Annotated in this window: 15 protein-coding genes; 13 read left to right on the plus strand and 2 right to left on the minus strand. The window is 45.0% G+C overall.

Going from position 1 to position 16334, the window contains the following annotated elements:
• Positions 1-129 precede the first annotated feature (129 nt).
• Positions 130-960 carry a lipoate--protein ligase family protein gene (locus BTO28_RS10885; protein ID WP_076766148.1) on the plus strand — a complete coding sequence of 277 codons (831 nt, stop codon included), beginning with the start codon at positions 130-132 and terminating at the stop codon, positions 958-960.
• A 1-nt stretch (position 961) separates the two neighbouring features.
• On the opposite strand, the gene BTO28_RS10890 is transcribed toward BTO28_RS10885, so the two are convergent.
• Positions 962-1504 carry an RsfA family transcriptional regulator gene (locus BTO28_RS10890; protein WP_076766150.1) on the minus strand — a complete coding sequence of 181 codons (543 nt, stop codon included), beginning with the start codon at positions 1502-1504 and terminating at the stop codon, positions 962-964.
• Between the two features lie 154 nt (positions 1505-1658).
• Here BTO28_RS10890 and BTO28_RS10895 point away from each other — a divergent pair, with 154 nt between their 5' ends.
• From BTO28_RS10895 to BTO28_RS10910, 4 genes are all read left to right on the plus strand, one after another.
• Positions 1659-1883, plus strand: a complete 225-nt coding sequence (locus BTO28_RS10895) for a DUF1450 domain-containing protein (RefSeq protein ID WP_076766152.1) — start codon at positions 1659-1661, stop codon at positions 1881-1883.
• Between the two features lie 138 nt (positions 1884-2021).
• Entirely contained in the window at positions 2022-3329 is a 1308-nt protein-coding gene (locus tag BTO28_RS10900; protein ID WP_076766154.1) for an HD domain-containing protein, read from the plus strand.
• Positions 3330-3551: 222 nt separating this feature from the next.
• The gene (locus BTO28_RS10905; protein ID WP_076766480.1) at positions 3552-4157 is read left to right on the plus strand and encodes a site-2 protease family protein; all 606 of its coding nucleotides are present in this window, start codon (positions 3552-3554) and stop codon (positions 4155-4157) included.
• Between the two features lie 18 nt (positions 4158-4175).
• Positions 4176-4682 carry a YwhD family protein gene (locus BTO28_RS10910; RefSeq protein ID WP_076766156.1) on the plus strand — a complete coding sequence of 169 codons (507 nt, stop codon included), beginning with the start codon at positions 4176-4178 and terminating at the stop codon, positions 4680-4682.
• A 153-nt stretch (positions 4683-4835) separates the two neighbouring features.
• Here the strand turns inward: BTO28_RS10910 and BTO28_RS10915 are convergent, their stop codons facing one another.
• Positions 4836-6779, minus strand: a complete 1944-nt coding sequence (locus BTO28_RS10915) for a transglycosylase domain-containing protein (protein ID WP_076766158.1) — start codon at positions 6777-6779, stop codon at positions 4836-4838.
• 145 nt (positions 6780-6924) lie between these two features.
• On the opposite strand from BTO28_RS10915, the gene speE reads away from it, so the two are divergent.
• The 8 genes from speE (at position 6925) to BTO28_RS10955 (ending at position 16327) form a co-directional block, all read left to right on the plus strand.
• Complete coding sequence (speE, locus tag BTO28_RS10920) at positions 6925-7752, plus strand: polyamine aminopropyltransferase (RefSeq protein WP_076766161.1); 828 nt, start codon at positions 6925-6927, stop codon at positions 7750-7752.
• A gap of 2 nt (positions 7753-7754) precedes the next feature.
• Positions 7755-8624, plus strand: a complete 870-nt coding sequence (gene speB, locus BTO28_RS10925) for an agmatinase (protein WP_076766163.1) — start codon at positions 7755-7757, stop codon at positions 8622-8624.
• A 150-nt stretch (positions 8625-8774) separates the two neighbouring features.
• Positions 8775-9209 (plus strand): DUF1934 domain-containing protein, encoded by a 435-nt coding sequence (locus tag BTO28_RS10930; RefSeq protein WP_233129869.1) that lies wholly within the window; start codon positions 8775-8777, stop codon positions 9207-9209.
• Positions 9206-10876 (plus strand): arginine--tRNA ligase, encoded by a 1671-nt coding sequence (gene argS / locus BTO28_RS10935; protein ID WP_076766165.1) that lies wholly within the window; start codon positions 9206-9208, stop codon positions 10874-10876. The genes BTO28_RS10930 and argS overlap by 4 nt, the downstream gene beginning before the upstream one ends.
• Positions 10877-11047: 171 nt before the next feature.
• A complete protein-coding gene (locus BTO28_RS10940) occupies positions 11048-13135 on the plus strand; it encodes a 4Fe-4S dicluster domain-containing protein (protein ID WP_076766167.1) in 2088 nt (695 codons plus the stop codon).
• A gap of 59 nt (positions 13136-13194) precedes the next feature.
• Entirely contained in the window at positions 13195-14046 is an 852-nt protein-coding gene (locus BTO28_RS10945) for a 3-hydroxybutyryl-CoA dehydrogenase (protein ID WP_076766169.1), read from the plus strand.
• Positions 14047-14061: 15 nt separating this feature from the next.
• Complete coding sequence (locus BTO28_RS10950) at positions 14062-15183, plus strand: acyl-CoA dehydrogenase (RefSeq protein ID WP_076766171.1); 1122 nt, start codon at positions 14062-14064, stop codon at positions 15181-15183.
• Between the two features lie 19 nt (positions 15184-15202).
• Positions 15203-16327, plus strand: a complete 1125-nt coding sequence (locus BTO28_RS10955) for an acyl-CoA dehydrogenase (protein ID WP_076766173.1) — start codon at positions 15203-15205, stop codon at positions 16325-16327.
• The last annotated feature ends 7 nt before the right edge of the window (positions 16328-16334 follow it).

The following is a 16334-nucleotide window of genomic DNA, read 5'->3' on the forward strand; positions in this document are numbered from 1 at the left end:
GGGCAATTCACCAGCAAATAGCCTTGAAGAAATTTGCCTTTCGTTAAAGCTGCAGCTGGATAAAACACTTGAATGACTGGGATCATAAGGCTACAGTAAAGATAAGCAAAACAAGAAGGAGAAACCCTTATGGATCAATCACAAGACTTACTTCGCCGCCCGGTATGGCGTTTTATCGACCAATCTGCTTACGGACCTGGATTTAATCCTATTCATTCATTTGCAGCAGATGATGCCCTCTGCACGGCGGTTGGCGCAGGGAAAAGCCCCTCGACGGTACGGACGTGGGTACATCACGATACCGTCGTTCTAGGTATTCAAGATACAAAGCTTCCATTCTTAAAAGAGGGGATCCAAGTTCTGAAAGACTTTGGTTATCATGTCATCGTCCGCAATTCAGGCGGTCTTGCGGTTATGCTTGATGAAGGAGTGCTGAATTTGTCATTAATTATGCCGGATACGGAAAAAGGCATAGATATCGACCGGGGGTACGAAGCGATGTACGCGCTTGTTCGCCGCATGTTTCCTGATCAAATGATTGATGCTTATGAAATTGTTGGATCGTACTGCCCGGGGAGTTATGACTTGAGCATTGGCGGGAAGAAATTTGCCGGTATTTCACAGCGGCGTCTTCGAAAAGGGGTTGTGGTTCAAATATATTTGTGCGTTACTGGAAGCGGGGCCGAGCGGGCAGCGCAAATTCGTGAGTTTTACGAAGCGGCAAAACAAGGAGCAGAAACGAAATGGGTATATCCCGATATTCAGCCGGATGTAATGGCATCGCTTGCTGAATTAATCGGGATCGATTTAACCATCGAGGATGTGATTGTCCGGTTCTTGCATTCTCTGAAAGAAATCGGTGGACCGCTGGACGCCGGAGCAACGTCTCCGTTTGAAGCCGACTTATTTGACGGATATTTAGACCGAATGGTTGAGCGAAACGAAAGAGCTTTTGGATAGGTCATTCCGCCATTTTTTCTAAGTTGCCGTTTCGTTCCATTTTAAATGTGACGGAAGGCGATTCTTCATCGTCGAGTGCGACAAATTTACGGGCACGATTCATTATTTTCATTAATGTTTCATAGTCTTCCTGCATCGTTTCAGATGACTGCTCAATTTTTTGAAGTTTATGTTGAAGTTTTTCGTTTTCAGCACGAAGTCTATCGTTTTCGGCTTTTAACATATCGACGGATTCTAAGCTTTGTAAAAAACCAATTACGTCGGTCATGGTGACTCCCTCCGTCTTTGGTGTGTAGATTACTTTTTTCTCAAGAGACCGGCTTCGTTGCTTCCGCTGTTTTTTTGCAAGGCTTAGTGCTTTTTCATATTGTTGGCGGACAACAGCGTTCCATCGGAATCCACAGGCAGCGGATGTGCGGTTTAGTACGTCGCCGACTTCTTCAAATGCATTTAACTGTGTGCTGCCTTCACGCACGTGGCGGAGAACAGTCTCTGCGAGCAGCAAGTCATTTTCTTCTGACCAGGCATCTTGACGAATTTTCATTGATTCATCTCTCCTTTATGGAATAGTCTTTAAAAATAGGATAGCCAGAATCGCCTAATTATATACCGGCAGCACAAAGAAGATTAGAAAGCTTGCAAACACCCTTCTTTCCATGTAAAATACCGGTTGAATGTAAGGGAAAGGAATGTTTTAAATGGCAAATGAATTTCGCGTTTGCGATGATTGTCAGGCAGTCGATCTTAAAACATTGATTCCAAAGCTCGAAAAACTCGATCCGGAAGCAACGATTGATATTAAATGTCAGTCATACTGCGGACCGGGCCGTAAAAAGACGTTTGCTTTTGTGAATAATCGACCGGTTGCGGCACTCACAGAAGATGAGCTAATGGAAAAAATCGTTAAAAAATTAAAGTTATAAAGATAATCACCTTTTCTTCTGAAATAGGTGATTTTTCTATTTATGCAAACAGTATATGCGAGTTACAGTGCGAATTTTCCCATAAAGATTCGTTTTTCCGTTATAATGGACAAAAATAAGACTGGCGGGAGGTAGGTTATGAGCTACGCAAAGCAGAAGTTGAAAGAAGAGAAAGTGTTCAAAGATCCAGTTCATCGCTATGTGCACGTGCGCGATACAGTCATCTGGGATTTGATTAGCACAAAAGAGTTTCAGCGGCTGCGCCGGATCCGCCAGCTCGGCACGACATATTTTACGTTTCACGGGGCAGAACATAGTCGATTCAATCATTCGCTCGGCGTGTATGAGATTGTACGCCGAATGGTAGATGATGTGTTTCGCGGACGGCCGGAATGGAACTCCGATGAACGGCTCCTAAGCTTATGCGCAGCTCTTTTGCATGATGTCGGTCACGGACCTTTCTCGCATTCGTTTGAAAAAGTATTCGGACTCGATCACGAGGAATATACAGAACGCATTGTACTAGGGGATACGGATATTAACCGGGTATTGTCAAAGGTAAGTGCTGATTTTCCTGAAAAAGTAGCGGCAGTTATTAATAAATCGTATGAAAATAAACTCGTAGTCAGTTTAATTTCAAGCCAAATCGATGCCGATCGAATGGATTATTTGCAGCGGGATGCTTATTATACTGGGGTTAGTTACGGTCATTTTGATATGGAGCGCATTTTACGAGTTATTCGTCCGAGGGAAGAACAAGCTGTTTTTAAGCAGAGTGGCATGCATGCGGTCGAGGACTATATCATGAGCCGCTATCAAATGTACTGGCAAATTTATTTCCATCCGGTGACGCGCAGTGCAGAAGTGCTGCTGTCGAAAACGCTGCACCGGGCGAAAGTGTTATATGAAGAAGGATATTCATTTACATATGAACCTGTGCATTTTCATTCGCTTTTTGAAGGAGATTGTACACTAAAAGATTACTTGAAGCTTGATGAATCGGTTGTGATGTTTTATTTCCAAGTGTGGCAAGATGAAGAGGATGCGATTTTACGTGATTTGTGCAGCCGATTTATGGACCGGAATTTATTTAAATATGTAGAGTTTGATCCCGAGGAAGAAAAGCAGAAATACACCGAATTAGAAGAGTTGTTCCGAAAAGCAGGCATTGACCCGGATTACTATCTTGTACATGATTCGTCTTCCGATTTACCATATGACTTTTACCGTCCGGGCATAGAGTCCGAGCGTCAGCCGATTTACTTGCAAATGAAAGATGAGTCACTTCAGGAGCTGTCAGGCAAGTCGGAAATTGTTGATGCGATTACAGGCAAACGGCGCACCGATCATAAATTGTATTTTCCGGTAGATATTCTGCGGGATGAATCATCCAGCCGGTCAGTGAAACGGAAAATAAGAAGCATCTTGGAGATTTACCGAAAGTGAAAGTTGATGAAGTCGAGGTGGATTATTTATCCTAACAGGAATATTCACTTCATCGATACTTGTATAACTATTTCGGTTAGCATAATAGGTTCGGTCTCTTTCATATTGTTGCATATAAGAATGGCGCGGTTTGTTGTTAAGACCAACGACTACTACAATTAAAAGGAGATATAATTATTGGAAAACTTTTCAGTAAACTTTCTAGCGTTTTCACTTGAAGAAATGCCGTTTGTTATTATATCTTTACTGGTCGCGTTTACAGTTCATGAATTTGCTCATGCGTATACGGCATACAAGTTTGGAGATGATACGGCGAAAGACCAGGGAAGATTAACGCTGAACCCGGTGCATCATCTTGACCCAATTGGGACACTGTTTATTTTACTGGCAGGGTTTGGCTGGGCGCGTCCAGTGCCTGTGAACCGGCGCAATTTCGCGAATCCGAAGCTTGCCGGCGTACTTGTATCACTTGCCGGGCCGCTCAGCAACTTTCTTATTGCTTTTATCGCGTTTGGGATTTTATTTTTTATTATTGGAAGCGCCCCATCGTTTGCAATTGAGCTTTTAAACATGATGGTGTGGCTGAATGTTTTACTGTTTGTCTTTAACTTGCTGCCATTTCCACCTCTTGATGGCTACCGTATTATTGAGGATCTGGCGCCGCCGCACACGAGGATGAAAATGACACAGTATGAACAGTACGGGGTGCTGCTCTTTTTAATTTTAGTCATTACACCTTTGGGAGATTACTCCATACATCCATTTTTATCTGTTATGACTCGTGCTGTCATGACTGGTTTTCAATCCATTTTCAGCATATTTTTATAAAAGAGGAGGATCACTTCAATGGAACAAAAAAAGAAAGTCGGCTTCAATATCATTAAAAATGATCCAACCGATGGCCATAAAGGATTTGGAAAAGGTGCGCTAAGCTTAGAGAATGTGTCGCCCGTCATCGTTGACGTGGAAGATGGATCGGCCCACATAGATATCGGTGCGATGCATGCGCGCAGTGCTGTTGAAAAAGGAATTAAGTTTTTGCCGAACAAGGAAGAAGTGCAAGGGGCAAAACCGTACTGGCTTGTCTGGGTTACAGTCGACCGAAACGAAGCAGGACCTTATTACGCAGGTGTCACAGCCTGTGAAATGACCGTTAACCGTGACATTCGCAGGGGATACAAATCATTGCCTGAGCACGTGAACCGGATGGATAAATCATTAAAGAGGCATATTATTGTGTCAGATATGGACGATAAATCAAAAGACATTTTACGTGATTTTCTCATGACACATAACGCGGAAATGTGGGAACGATCATCTGATGAACTGAAAGACGGTTTAACGATCGGATAATTTCTGCTAAATGTGTCAACAATGTGAACATTTTCGTTTTCGGCGTTCTCCTGTTGCCGGAGTTCGTGAAAAAAAGTAAACTTAAATTGCATAAACTTGCATAATCTAGGACATGCAAATCGCCCGGGGACAGCACCCCCGGGCTTTTGCATGTCATCGGAACCAATCGGGAAGCTCCGGAAAAACCAAATCTTCATATTTATTCGGAGCGGGAGGGCATGATTCAGCTGGCTCCGTGCCTTTTTCAAATACTATCGTATGTCCATCCGGACAGTCGCTTGATGCAAGTTTCCCACTCTTTAAATCAATTGCAGCTGCTGTCACACCAGCCGGCTGCTTAAATAATGCAGGTTTTTTTCCTTTATGAATTGCTTCCATATAGTCTGCCCAAATCACTTTCGCACGTGATCGATCTTCTGTTTTTGTAATTTCCGACCCGTCATCATAACCAGTCCACACCACTGAAACTGCAGACGGCGTGAATCCCGCCATCCAGTAGTCAAACGGTGTCGAGCCCGATTTTCCTGCGTATGTCCTCGTTAACCTGTCCGCAAGAACGGCTCCTGTAGGCGTTGCATAATCACTCATGGACCCGTCAAACATTCCTGTCATCATATGGGTGAGAACAGCCATTTTTTTCTTATCAAACCGCTGTTCTGTCCGTTTTTTATGCTCGTACAGTATGGCGCCATCTGTACTTTCGACTCTCTTAATAAATACAGGGTCAGCATAGACCCCCCCTGCTGCAATTGTGGCATAGGAATTCGCCACTTCTACAACAGAAACGCCGGATGTTCCGAGTGCGAGTGACGGAACGGCTTCTAGTTTCGATGTGATCCCAAATTGTTTTGCTGTCTGTGCGAGGGTCTCCGGTCCAAGGAGCATATTTGTTTTTACTGCATAAATATTATCCGATACGGCAAGCGCCTCGGCCATCGTTACATTGCGCTCAGCGTATTGACTGTTAAAGTTTTTCGGTTTATACGTTTCATTAAATGTGGTTGGTTCGCTTTTACGCATCGTGACAGGTGTAAAGCCTTTTTCAAGAGCTGCGTAATATAAAAATGGTTTTAGCAACGATCCAGGCTGACGGACCGCCTGCACCGCCCGGTTAAATGGGCTGATACGATAATCGCGCCCTCCAGTCAAGGCGGTAACGAAGTGATTAGTCGGGTTAATCGAGACAAGGGCGGCTTCAATGCGAGCTGATGAATCGATCCCGTTCTTTAATGCTTCGTCTGCCGCTTTTTGATGTTTGGGATTCAGTGTTGTGTACACCTTGAGCCCACTTTGCTCAAGAAAGCCGAGCGCTTCCAGCTCGGTACGGACCGCATCGATAAAATATGGTGCATTTGTTTGATTTTCGGGGCTGAAGCCAGTAATGTCAGGCACTTCCCCTATTGCCTCCTCATAGTCTTTCTCAGGCAGGTTCATTTCGGACAAAATAAGACGGCGCCGTTCTTCAGCTTTTTCCCGCGAAGCGAGCGGTGAGTAAATAGAAGGGCCTTTTGGGATGCCGGCTAAAAGTGCAGCTTCTGAAATGGTAAGGGAGTCCGCCGATTTGTCAAAATAAAAACGGGAAGCTGCTTCAATACCGTATGCACCGTGTCCGAAATAAACGCTATTCAAATATCCTTCCAAAATTTCATCCTTGGAATAAAAAAGTTCAATTCGAGCCGCATACCACGCCTCTTTTATTTTTCTTTTCCATGTTTTGTCATTCGTTAAAAAGATATTTCGCGCATATTGCTGGGTGATGGTGCTCGCACCCTGCACCTTTGCCATAGCTTTCACGTCTGCAACAATAGCCCCGGCAATGCGTTTTAAATCAAACCCGAAATGTCGATAAAATTTTTTGTCTTCTATTGCAATAACTGCGTTCACTACATGGGGGGAGATATCGTCGAGCTTTACCCAGTACCTTTTTTCGCCTGCATGGGATTCCGCCGCTTTCGTTCCATCAGCCGCGTAAAAAATGGTCGAGCGTGAAACGGTTGTGTCCGGCGGTCCGGCGGTGTACAATGCGTAAATGAGCAGAGCAGCTGCACCGATAAATAAAATTACCACAACGCCAATCCACTTGATCCATTTTTTCATGCAATAGCGGCCTCCTTCTTCATGATTTATGTTCAGTATGAAAACAATTCCACTTTTTTAAACGTCTTAACATAAAATCACTATGCTTTTTCGTCAAATTGTTCTATACTTTTTTCCGTAAGTCTTGAAAGAGAGGATGAAAATCATGAGCGAATTATGGTATACCGAAAAGCAGACTGACAATTACGGCATCACAATGAAAGTGAAACGTACTTTGCATACAGAACAGACCGATTTTCAATATTTAGAGATGGTAGAGACAGAAGAGTGGGGCAACATGCTGTTTTTAGACGGCATGGTGATGACGAGCCAGCGTGATGAGTTTGTCTATCATGAAATGGTCGCCCATGTGCCGCTTTTCACACACCCAAATCCAGAAAACGTGCTTGTAGTGGGCGGCGGTGATGGCGGTGTCATCCGTGAAGTGCTAAAGCATCCATCCGTGAAAAAAGCGACACTTGCTGAAATTGATGGAAAAGTAATCGAATACTCGAAAATCTATTTGCCAGAAATTGCGGGGGAACTTGAAAACCCGCGTGTTGAAGTAAAAGTAGGTGATGGATTCATGCACATCGCTGAATCTGAAAACGAGTATGATGTGATCATGGTTGACTCCACGGAGCCAGTAGGACCGGCTGTCAACTTGTTTACGAAAGGGTTTTATGCCGGCATTTCAAAAGCGCTGAAAGACGACGGCATTTTCGTTGCGCAATGTGACAACCCTTGGTTTAAAGCGGACTTAATCCGCCAGGTACAGGCAGATGTGAAAGAAATCTTCCCGATTACACGATTGTACACAGCGAACATTCCAACGTATCCAAGTGGTCTTTGGTGCTTCACAATCGGTTCGAAAAAATACGATCCGCTTTCAGTGGAAGACAGCCGTTTCCACGAAATTGAGACAAAATATTACACGAAAGAACTGCACAAAGCATCATTTGCACTGCCAAAATTCGTGCAGGATTTGACCTGATTATGAGATTTGACGAAGCGTATTCAGGAAATGTATTCATCGGCACACAGACGTCTTATGAAGACAGCGATGTTGTGTTATATGGAATGCCAATGGATTGGACGGTCAGCTATCGCCCAGGTTCCCGTTTTGGTCCGGCCCGCATCCGGGAAGTGTCGATTGGTCTTGAGGAGTACAGCCCGTATTTAGACCGCGAGCTTCATGAAGTTGCGTATTTTGATGCGGGCGACATTCCGCTCCCGTTCGGAAATCCACAGCGCAGCCTTGACGTCATTGAAGAATATATTGACGGCTTGTTGGATGCCGGCAAAAAACCGCTCGGTATGGGCGGCGAGCACCTTGTATCGTGGCCGGTTATGAAAGCGGCGGCGAAAAAGTATGAGAACCTAGCGATCATTCACTTTGATGCGCATACGGATTTGCGTACAGAATATGAAGGAGAGCCGTTGTCACATTCAACGCCAATTCGCAAAATAGCGGAACATATCGGTCCATCTAATGTGTATTCATTTGGCATTCGCTCCGGCATGAAAGAAGAATTCGAATGGGCGAAAGAAAACGGCATGCACATTTCAAAATTTGAGGTGCTTGAGCCGTTAAAAGAAGTACTCCCATCACTTGCTGGACGTCCGGTTTATGTCACGATCGATATCGACGTCCTGGATCCTGCTCATGCACCGGGTACAGGAACAGTCGATTGCGGCGGCATTACTTCAAAAGAATTGCTTGCATCGATTCATGCCATTGCAGGTTCCGATGTAAGCGTAATTGGTGCGGACCTTGTAGAAGTTGCACCGATTTACGATAACTCTGAACAAACAGCGAATACAGCATCAAAGATTATTCGCGAAATGCTGCTTGGTTTCTTTTAAATAGTCATGGAGCGTCTGGATCTGAACCGGACGCTCTTTTTGTTTTTGGGAAACCTCATTTCGTCATGTTTACAAATGAAAAAACAAGATTTCTGCCTCTCGACTTTCTGTGATAAAATAAACACACATTGAAAAAGGAAGTGATTCGGCGTGGCAGATGAGCAGATGCCGGTGAAAATCCGGGTGAAGACGGATGTGGCGCACGAAGGGGAGAAAGAGACGTTTGAATTGTCACTGTTCGGGCGCCTGTTCAAAAAAGATGGTTCCACGTTTTTAAAATATGACGAAGTACAGGAAGAGGGCGTCGTTCATACGATCGTGAAGCTCGCAAAGGAAAATGCACTTATTTTGAGAAGCGGTGCGCTGAAAATGCGGATGGTTTTTGAACAGGGGCAGCAGCTAAACGGCTCATATGAAAGCCAGTACGGAACCCTCTTAGTCACGACAGACACGACATCTTTCGAACACGACACGAACGACGCGGGCACAGGACATGCGCAGCTCACATACAGGCTGCTTATGCAGGGAGACCCGGTCGGCACGTATACAATGAACATTCAATACGAACTGGAGGAACAATTGTGAACATTGCAGAACAAATGCAGACACAGCTGAAAGAGGAAATTAAAGCAGCTGTGCTGAAAGCGGGACTTGCCGCAGAAAATGAAATCCCGGCGGTTATTTTGGAAACGCCAAAAGAAAAGGCGCACGGCGATTATTCAACAAATATGGCGATGCAGCTCGCACGCGTGGCGAAAAAAGCACCCCGTCAAATAGCCGAAGCCATTCAGCAGAACATTGATCTGTCAAAAGGTTCAATTGAAAAAATTGATATCGCAGGTCCCGGTTTTATCAATTTTTACTTGAACAACAGCTACTTAACCAATCTCGTTCCAGCTGTGCTTGAAGAAGGCGGAAAATATGGCGAATCGAACGCCGGCAATAATCAAAAAATTCAGGTCGAATTCGTTTCGGCTAATCCGACCGGCGACCTTCACCTTGGGCATGCCCGCGGTGCATCTGTTGGCGATTCCTTATGTAATGTGCTGGAAAAAGCCGGTTATGACGTTACGCGCGAATATTATATTAACGATGCTGGAAACCAGATTCACAACCTTGCTTTGTCCGTTGAAGCACGCTACTTTCAAGCACTTGGCCATGATAAAGTAATGCCCGAAGACGGCTACCATGGCAAAGACATTATCGGCATTGGGAAAGAACTAGCAGAAGAATTTGGCGACAAATTCGTAAACTTGTCGGAAGAAGAGCGCTACAAAGCGTTCCGTGAACACGGTCTTAAGTATGAGCTGGCTAAATTACAAAAAGACCTTGCTGATTTCCGTGTGAAATTCGATGTTTGGTATTCAGAAACATCATTGTACGAAAACGGCAAAATTGATGAAGCACTTGCAGCACTTCGCCAAAATGGACACGTGTTTGAAGAAGAGGGTGCCGTTTGGTTCCGTTCGACTGCTTTCGGTGATGATAAAGACCGTGTACTTCGTAAACAAGATGGCACATACACGTATTTAACACCGGATATTGCGTACCATAAAGACAAATTTGAGCGTGGCCACGAAAAAGTAATCAATATTTGGGGAGCGGATCATCACGGGTACATTCCCCGTATGAAAGCGGCCGTTGAAGCGCTGGGTATCAGCCCGAATAACCTTGAAGTGGAAGTTATTCAAATGGTACAGCTGTACAAAGACGGGGAAAAAATGAAGATGAGCAAGCGGACCGGGAAAGCAGTGACGATGCGTGAACTTGTTGAAGAAGTCGGTCTTGATGCGGTTCGTTATTTCTTTGCGATGCGCAGCGGCGATACGCATATGGATTTTGACCTTGATCTTGCGGTATCGGAGTCAAATGAAAATCCGGTTTACTATGCGCAATACGCACATGCCCGTATTTCCAGCATTTTGCGCCAGGCAGCCGAGCAGGGGCTGGCGGTTTCTAAAGATGCAAATGTGTCTCTTTTAACAGCTGAAAAAGAAATCGATTTACTGAAAAAAGTCGGCGATTTCCCGCAGGTTGTTGCAGAAGCAGCAGAAAAGCGAATTCCGCATCGCATAACGAACTACGTGCAGGAGCTTGCCTCCACTTTCCACAGCTTTTACGGAGCGGAAAAAGTCGTTGATAAAGACAATGAAGAATTGTCTAATGCACGCCTGTCCCTCGTAAAATCTGTACAAATTACGTTAAAAAATGCACTAGCGCTAATCGGTGTATCCGCACCGGAAAAAATGTAATCGAAAAAAGCAGTCAGACCTTGTCTGGCAGCTTTTTTTTGTAAAATTTTTTCAAAAAACATGGAAATACAGTTAAAAATTTCTTTGCAAGACGGTTGACTGAATGCTCATTCATATATTAGGATAAAAGTAATCAAAGGGGAATTTTTAGGGGGAAGGGAGTGCACGGTTATGAACGGTCTACTCTGGCTTAATTTAATTGCCGCCATTTTTGTAATCGCTTACGCAGGCTGGCTATTCGTGTATTTGCTGAAAACACGGTACGAATTTATTAAGCTTGGCAAAAAAGAAGAGTTTGATCAGCGTAAAGACGAACGAATCCGGAATATTTGGGTGAACGTCTTTGGACAGAAAAAATTATTAAAAGATAAAAAGAGCGGTGCGATCCACGTCATGTTTTTTTACGGGTTTATTCTTGTGCAGCTCGGCGCGGTCGATTTCATTATTAAAGGGATCGTACCTGGTGCACATTTACCGCTCGGACCACTATATGGGGGATTTACTTTTTTTCAGGAAATTGTGACACTGATGATTCTCGTTGCGGTCGTCTGGGCATTTTACCGCCGGTATATTGAAAAGTTGGTGCGTCTGAAACGGGGTTGGAAAAGCGGGCTTGTGCTTATTTTCATCGGGGCATTAATGCTTTCGGTTTTAGCGGGAAATGGCATGTATCTTATCTGGCATGAAGAAACAATTCATTTTACATGGGTGGAACCAGTTGCTTCGGCAATTGCGGTCATATTTGCCGGGCTGCCGCAGCAAATTGTCATCGCCTTATTTTATGTCATGTGGTGGATCCATTTATTCGTGCTGCTCACGTTCCTTGTGTACGTGCCGCAGTCTAAGCATGCACATTTAATAGCCGGTCCGGTGAATACATATTTCCACCGGTTAAATAGAGCGGGCACGCTCCGTAAAATTGACTTTGAAGATGAAACACAGGAGTCCTTTGGTGTGGGGAAAGTACAGGATTTCACACGCACGCAAATGATCGATTTTTATGCGTGTGTGGAATGTGGACGCTGTACCAATATGTGTCCGGCAACCGGCACAGGGAAAATGCTGTCGCCAATGGACTTGATCGTGAAATTGCGCGACCATCTCACGTTTACAGGTGCTGCATTGACATCACAGCAGCCGTGGGTGCCGGCGTTCGCGTTCGCAGATACACAGGGAAATAAAATCGCCAAGGGTATTGATCCGTACAGTCCGTCGATGATTGGCGATGTCATTACGGAAGAAGAGATTTGGGCATGCACCACTTGCCGTAACTGTGAAGACCAGTGCCCGGTGATGAATGAACATGTCGATAAAATTATTGATTTACGCCGTTATCTTGTGCTGACAGAAGGAAAAATGAATCCGGACGCGCAGCGTGCAATGCAGAACATTGAGCGTCAGGGAAATCCGTGGGGGCTGAACCGGAAAGATAAAGAAAAATGGCGTGAGATTCGCGATGATGTTTATATTCCGACGATAAAAGAAGCAAAAAAAGCAGGAGAAGAGCCGGAATATTTATTCTGGGTCGGTTCAATGGGCGCATTTGACAGCCGCAGCCAAAAGATCGCACTGGCTTTTGCGAAGCTGATGAATGAAGCAGGCGTATCATTTGCGATTCTCGGCAATAAAGAAAAAAACTCGGGCGACACGCCTCGCCGTCTCGGCAATGAATTTTTGTTCCAGGAGCTTGCTGCAGCGAACATTGCGGAGTTTGAAAAAAATGATGTGAAAAAAATCGTGACGATCGATCCGCATGCATACAATATTTTTAAAAATGAATATACGGATTTCGGCTTTACGGCTGACGTGTATCATCATACGGAACTGTTGGGTGCTCTCGTGAAAGAAGGACGATTGAAGCCGCGGTATGCCGTCGACGAAACAATTACGTTCCACGATTCCTGTTACCTCGGCCGGTACAATGATGTATACGATCCGCCAAGGGAAATTTTAAAATCCATTCCTGGTGTAAAGCTGGTTGAAATGACGCGGCGCCGGGAAACGGGCATGTGCTGCGGCGCTGGAGGAGGACTTATGTGGATGGAGGAAGACACCGGCCACCGTATTAATGTTGCCCGTACAGAGCAGGCGCTCGATGTGAATCCATCCGTTATCAGTTCCGGCTGTCCGTTCTGCCTGACGATGCTGAGCGATGGAACGAAAGCGAAAGAAGTGGACGACCAGGTTTCCACCTATGATGTTGCGGAACTTCTTGAGAAATCAATTTACGGTGCAAAAGAAGAAGAAAAAAGTGCATAAGGAAACGAGGCGCATTATTCCGCTTCTCGTTTTACCCGTTCAGAACAGGAGGGTATTCATTGAAGATAAAGAAGATAATGGTGATCGGTGCCGGCCAGATGGGATCAGGAATTGCACAAGTTTGTGCACAGGCCGGATATGATGTGTTTCTTTATGATCTTAAGCCGGAACAAATTGACCACGGAATGGACAAGATATCTAAAAATCTGTTTCGTTCCGTTCAAAAAGAGCGAATGACTGAGGCGGAAAAATCAGCTGTTCTTGCACGCATTCATAAAACAATAGATATAAATGACGCAGGGGGCGTGGACATTGTCATTGAAGCGGTTGTGGAGAACATGGAAATCAAACGGAACATTTTCGCTCAGCTTGATGAAATTACGCCTGATCATACTATTCTCGCATCAAATACGTCATCTATGCCAATAACAGAAATTGCCGCGGCGACGGACCGGCCTGAAAAAGTGATCGGGATGCATTTTATGAATCCGGTGCCGGTCATGAAACTGGTAGAAATTATCCGCGGACTGGCAACGGCGGATGAGGTGTATAAAAAGGTTGAGGACTTGACGAAAACGATTGGAAAAGTACCTGTGGAAGTAAATGATTTCCCTGGTTTTGTGTCAAACCGAATCTTGATGCCGATGATTAATGAGGCGATCTACACGCTGTATGAAGGGGTTGCAACAAAGGAATCGATCGATCAAGTAATGAAACTTGGAATGAATCATCCGATGGGACCGCTTGAACTTGCGGATTTTATTGGGCTTGATACATGTTTGTCGGCGATGGAAATTCTACATGAAGGTTTTGGTGACGATAAATACAGGCCATGTCCATTGCTCCGGAAGTATGTGAAAGCGGGTTGGGTCGGAAAAAAAGCGGGGCGCGGATTCTATTTGTACGAATAAACGGAGGCGATTTGGATGGAATTTCGTCTGACCGATGAGCAGGAATTGACTCGGCAATTGGTCCGGAATTTTGCGGAAAAAGAAGTTGCACCGTTTGTGGAACAAATGGAATCGGGAGTATTTCCACATGACATTGTGAAGAAAATGTCGTCACTTGGGTTGATGGGAATGACGGTTCCTTCTACTTATGGTGGAAGTGATATGGACTTCACATCATATATAATCGCCATTCATGAACTGTCAAAAGTAAGCGCGGCGGTTGGAGTAATTTTATCCGTCCACACCTCTGTCGGGACGAATCCGATACTTTATTTTGGCACAGAATCCCAAAAAGAAAAATATGTGACGAAACTCGCGTCAGGCCAATGGCTGGGAGCATTTTGTTTAACGGAGCCGTCATCCGGTTCCGATGCGGCTTCGTTGAAAACGACAGCTGTACACAAAGGGGCTTATTACGAATTAAACGGTACAAAAGCGTTTATTACAAACGGTGGAGCCGCAAATACGTTTATTGTTTTTGCTAAAACAGACCGTGGTATTTCTGCTTTTGTCGTCGAAAAAGGGACACCTGGCCTTGTCATCGGCAAAGAAGAACGGAAGATGGGGCTGCACGGATCAAGCACAGTACAAGTGACGTTTGAGGATGCAAGGATCCCGGCTGAAAATATGCTTGGTCAAGAAGGGAAAGGATTTAACATTGCGATGGCCAATCTTGATGGGGGCAGAATTGGGATCGCGGCACAGGCGCTCGGCATTGCGGAAGCGGCATATAAATGTGCTGTGAAATACGCACAAGAACGGTGCCAATTTGGCAAGCCGATTGCTGCTCAGCAGGATATTTCATTTAAAATGGTCGATATAGCTACAGGAATAGAAGCGGCACGTCTACTTGTGTATCGAGCAGCAGATATGCGATCAAGGGGGCTCCCATGCGGAAAAGAAGCGGCAATGGCGAAATTGTTTGCATCGCAGACAGCCGTTGATGCGTCGATTGAATGTGTACAGATTTTTGGCGGATATGGCTATACAAAAGACTATCCGGCTGAGCGATATTTTCGGGACGCGAAAGTGACACAAATTTACGAAGGCACCTCAGAGATTCAGCGCATTGTGATCAGCAAACAATTGTTAAAATAACGAGCGGGGGAATGGGAGAATGAATTTCACATTATCAGAGGAGCATGAGATGATTCGCAAAATGGTGCGTGATTTTGCCAAGAATGAAGTTGCACCAACAGCATCAGAACGTGATGAAGAAGAACGGTTTGATATGGAGATCTTTGAAAAAATGGCGGATCTCGGCTTGACAGGTATTCCGTGGCCGGAAGAATACGGCGGGATAGGCAGTGATTATCTCGCATACTGCATTGCGATAGAAGAGCTGTCCCGTGTGTGCGCATCAACAGGAGTCACGTTATCTGCTCACACCTCGCTTGCCGGCTGGCCAATCTACACATTTGGTACAGAGGAGCAAAAACAAGCCTATTTAAAACCGATGGCATTGGGGAAAAAGATTGGTGCGTACGGATTGACTGAACCCGGCTCCGGTTCAGACGCAGGCGCGATGAAGACGACAGCCCGCAAAGATGGTGATCATTACATATTAAATGGGTCGAAAATTTTTATTACAAATGGCGGAATTGCTGATATATATGTTGTGTTTGCAACTGGTGATGAAGGAACAACTGCGTTTATAATCGAAAAAAACGTTGAAGGGTTCTCTGTCGGCAAAAAAGAAAAGAAACTTGGCATCCGTTCATCGCCGACGACAGAAATTATTTTTGATAACTGCCGGGTGCCGAAAGAAAACGTTCTTGGCGAAGTTGGCGGAGGATTTAAAGTGGCGATGATGACGCTTGACGGGGGACGCAACGGGATTGCAGCCCAGGCAGTCGGTATTGCTCAGGGAGCACTGGATGCATCAATTGAATATGCAAAAGAACGGCAGCAATTTGGTAAACCAATTGCAGCCAATCAAGGGATTTCGTTTAAACTAGCTGATATGGCAACTTCGATAGAAGCAGCGCGTCTGTTGACATACCAGGCAGCGTGGCTTGAATCAGAAGGACTGCCGTACGGAAAAGCATCAGCCATGTCGAAGCTGATGGCGGGTGACACAGCGATGAACGTAACGACAGAAGCAGTGCAAATTTTCGGTGGCTATGGCTATACAAAAGACTATCCAGTCGAACGGTTTATGCGTGATGCGAAAATCACCCAGATTTATGAGGGAACGCAAGAAATTCAACGGCTTGTTATTTCACGCACGCTGACGAAATAAGGTGAAA

Origin of the sequence: Domibacillus epiphyticus (assembly GCF_001975785.1) — a bacterium.
In the GTDB taxonomy this organism is placed as follows: domain Bacteria; phylum Bacillota; class Bacilli; order Bacillales; family Domibacillaceae; genus Domibacillus; species Domibacillus epiphyticus.

Excerpts from the sequence above, each read along its gene's own strand:
- BTO28_RS10885 (WP_076766148.1), top strand. The coding sequence starts at position 130 with ATGGATCAATCACAAGACTTACTTCGCCGCCCGGTATGGCGTTTTATC.
- BTO28_RS10890 (WP_076766150.1), bottom strand. The coding sequence starts at position 1,504 with ATGAAAATTCGTCAAGATGCCTGGTCAGAAGAAAATGACTTGCTGCTC.
- BTO28_RS10895 (WP_076766152.1), top strand. The coding sequence starts at position 1,659 with ATGGCAAATGAATTTCGCGTTTGCGATGATTGTCAGGCAGTCGATCTT.
- BTO28_RS10900 (WP_076766154.1), top strand. The coding sequence starts at position 2,022 with ATGAGCTACGCAAAGCAGAAGTTGAAAGAAGAGAAAGTGTTCAAAGAT.
- BTO28_RS10905 (WP_076766480.1), top strand. The coding sequence starts at position 3,552 with ATGCCGTTTGTTATTATATCTTTACTGGTCGCGTTTACAGTTCATGAA.
- BTO28_RS10910 (WP_076766156.1), top strand. The coding sequence starts at position 4,176 with ATGGAACAAAAAAAGAAAGTCGGCTTCAATATCATTAAAAATGATCCA.
- BTO28_RS10915 (WP_076766158.1), bottom strand. The coding sequence starts at position 6,779 with ATGAAAAAATGGATCAAGTGGATTGGCGTTGTGGTAATTTTATTTATC.
- speE (WP_076766161.1), top strand. The coding sequence starts at position 6,925 with ATGAGCGAATTATGGTATACCGAAAAGCAGACTGACAATTACGGCATC.
- speB (WP_076766163.1), top strand. The coding sequence starts at position 7,755 with ATGAGATTTGACGAAGCGTATTCAGGAAATGTATTCATCGGCACACAG.
- BTO28_RS10940 (WP_076766167.1), top strand. The coding sequence starts at position 11,048 with ATGAACGGTCTACTCTGGCTTAATTTAATTGCCGCCATTTTTGTAATC.
- BTO28_RS10950 (WP_076766171.1), top strand. The coding sequence starts at position 14,062 with ATGGAATTTCGTCTGACCGATGAGCAGGAATTGACTCGGCAATTGGTC.
- BTO28_RS10955 (WP_076766173.1), top strand. The coding sequence starts at position 15,203 with ATGAATTTCACATTATCAGAGGAGCATGAGATGATTCGCAAAATGGTG.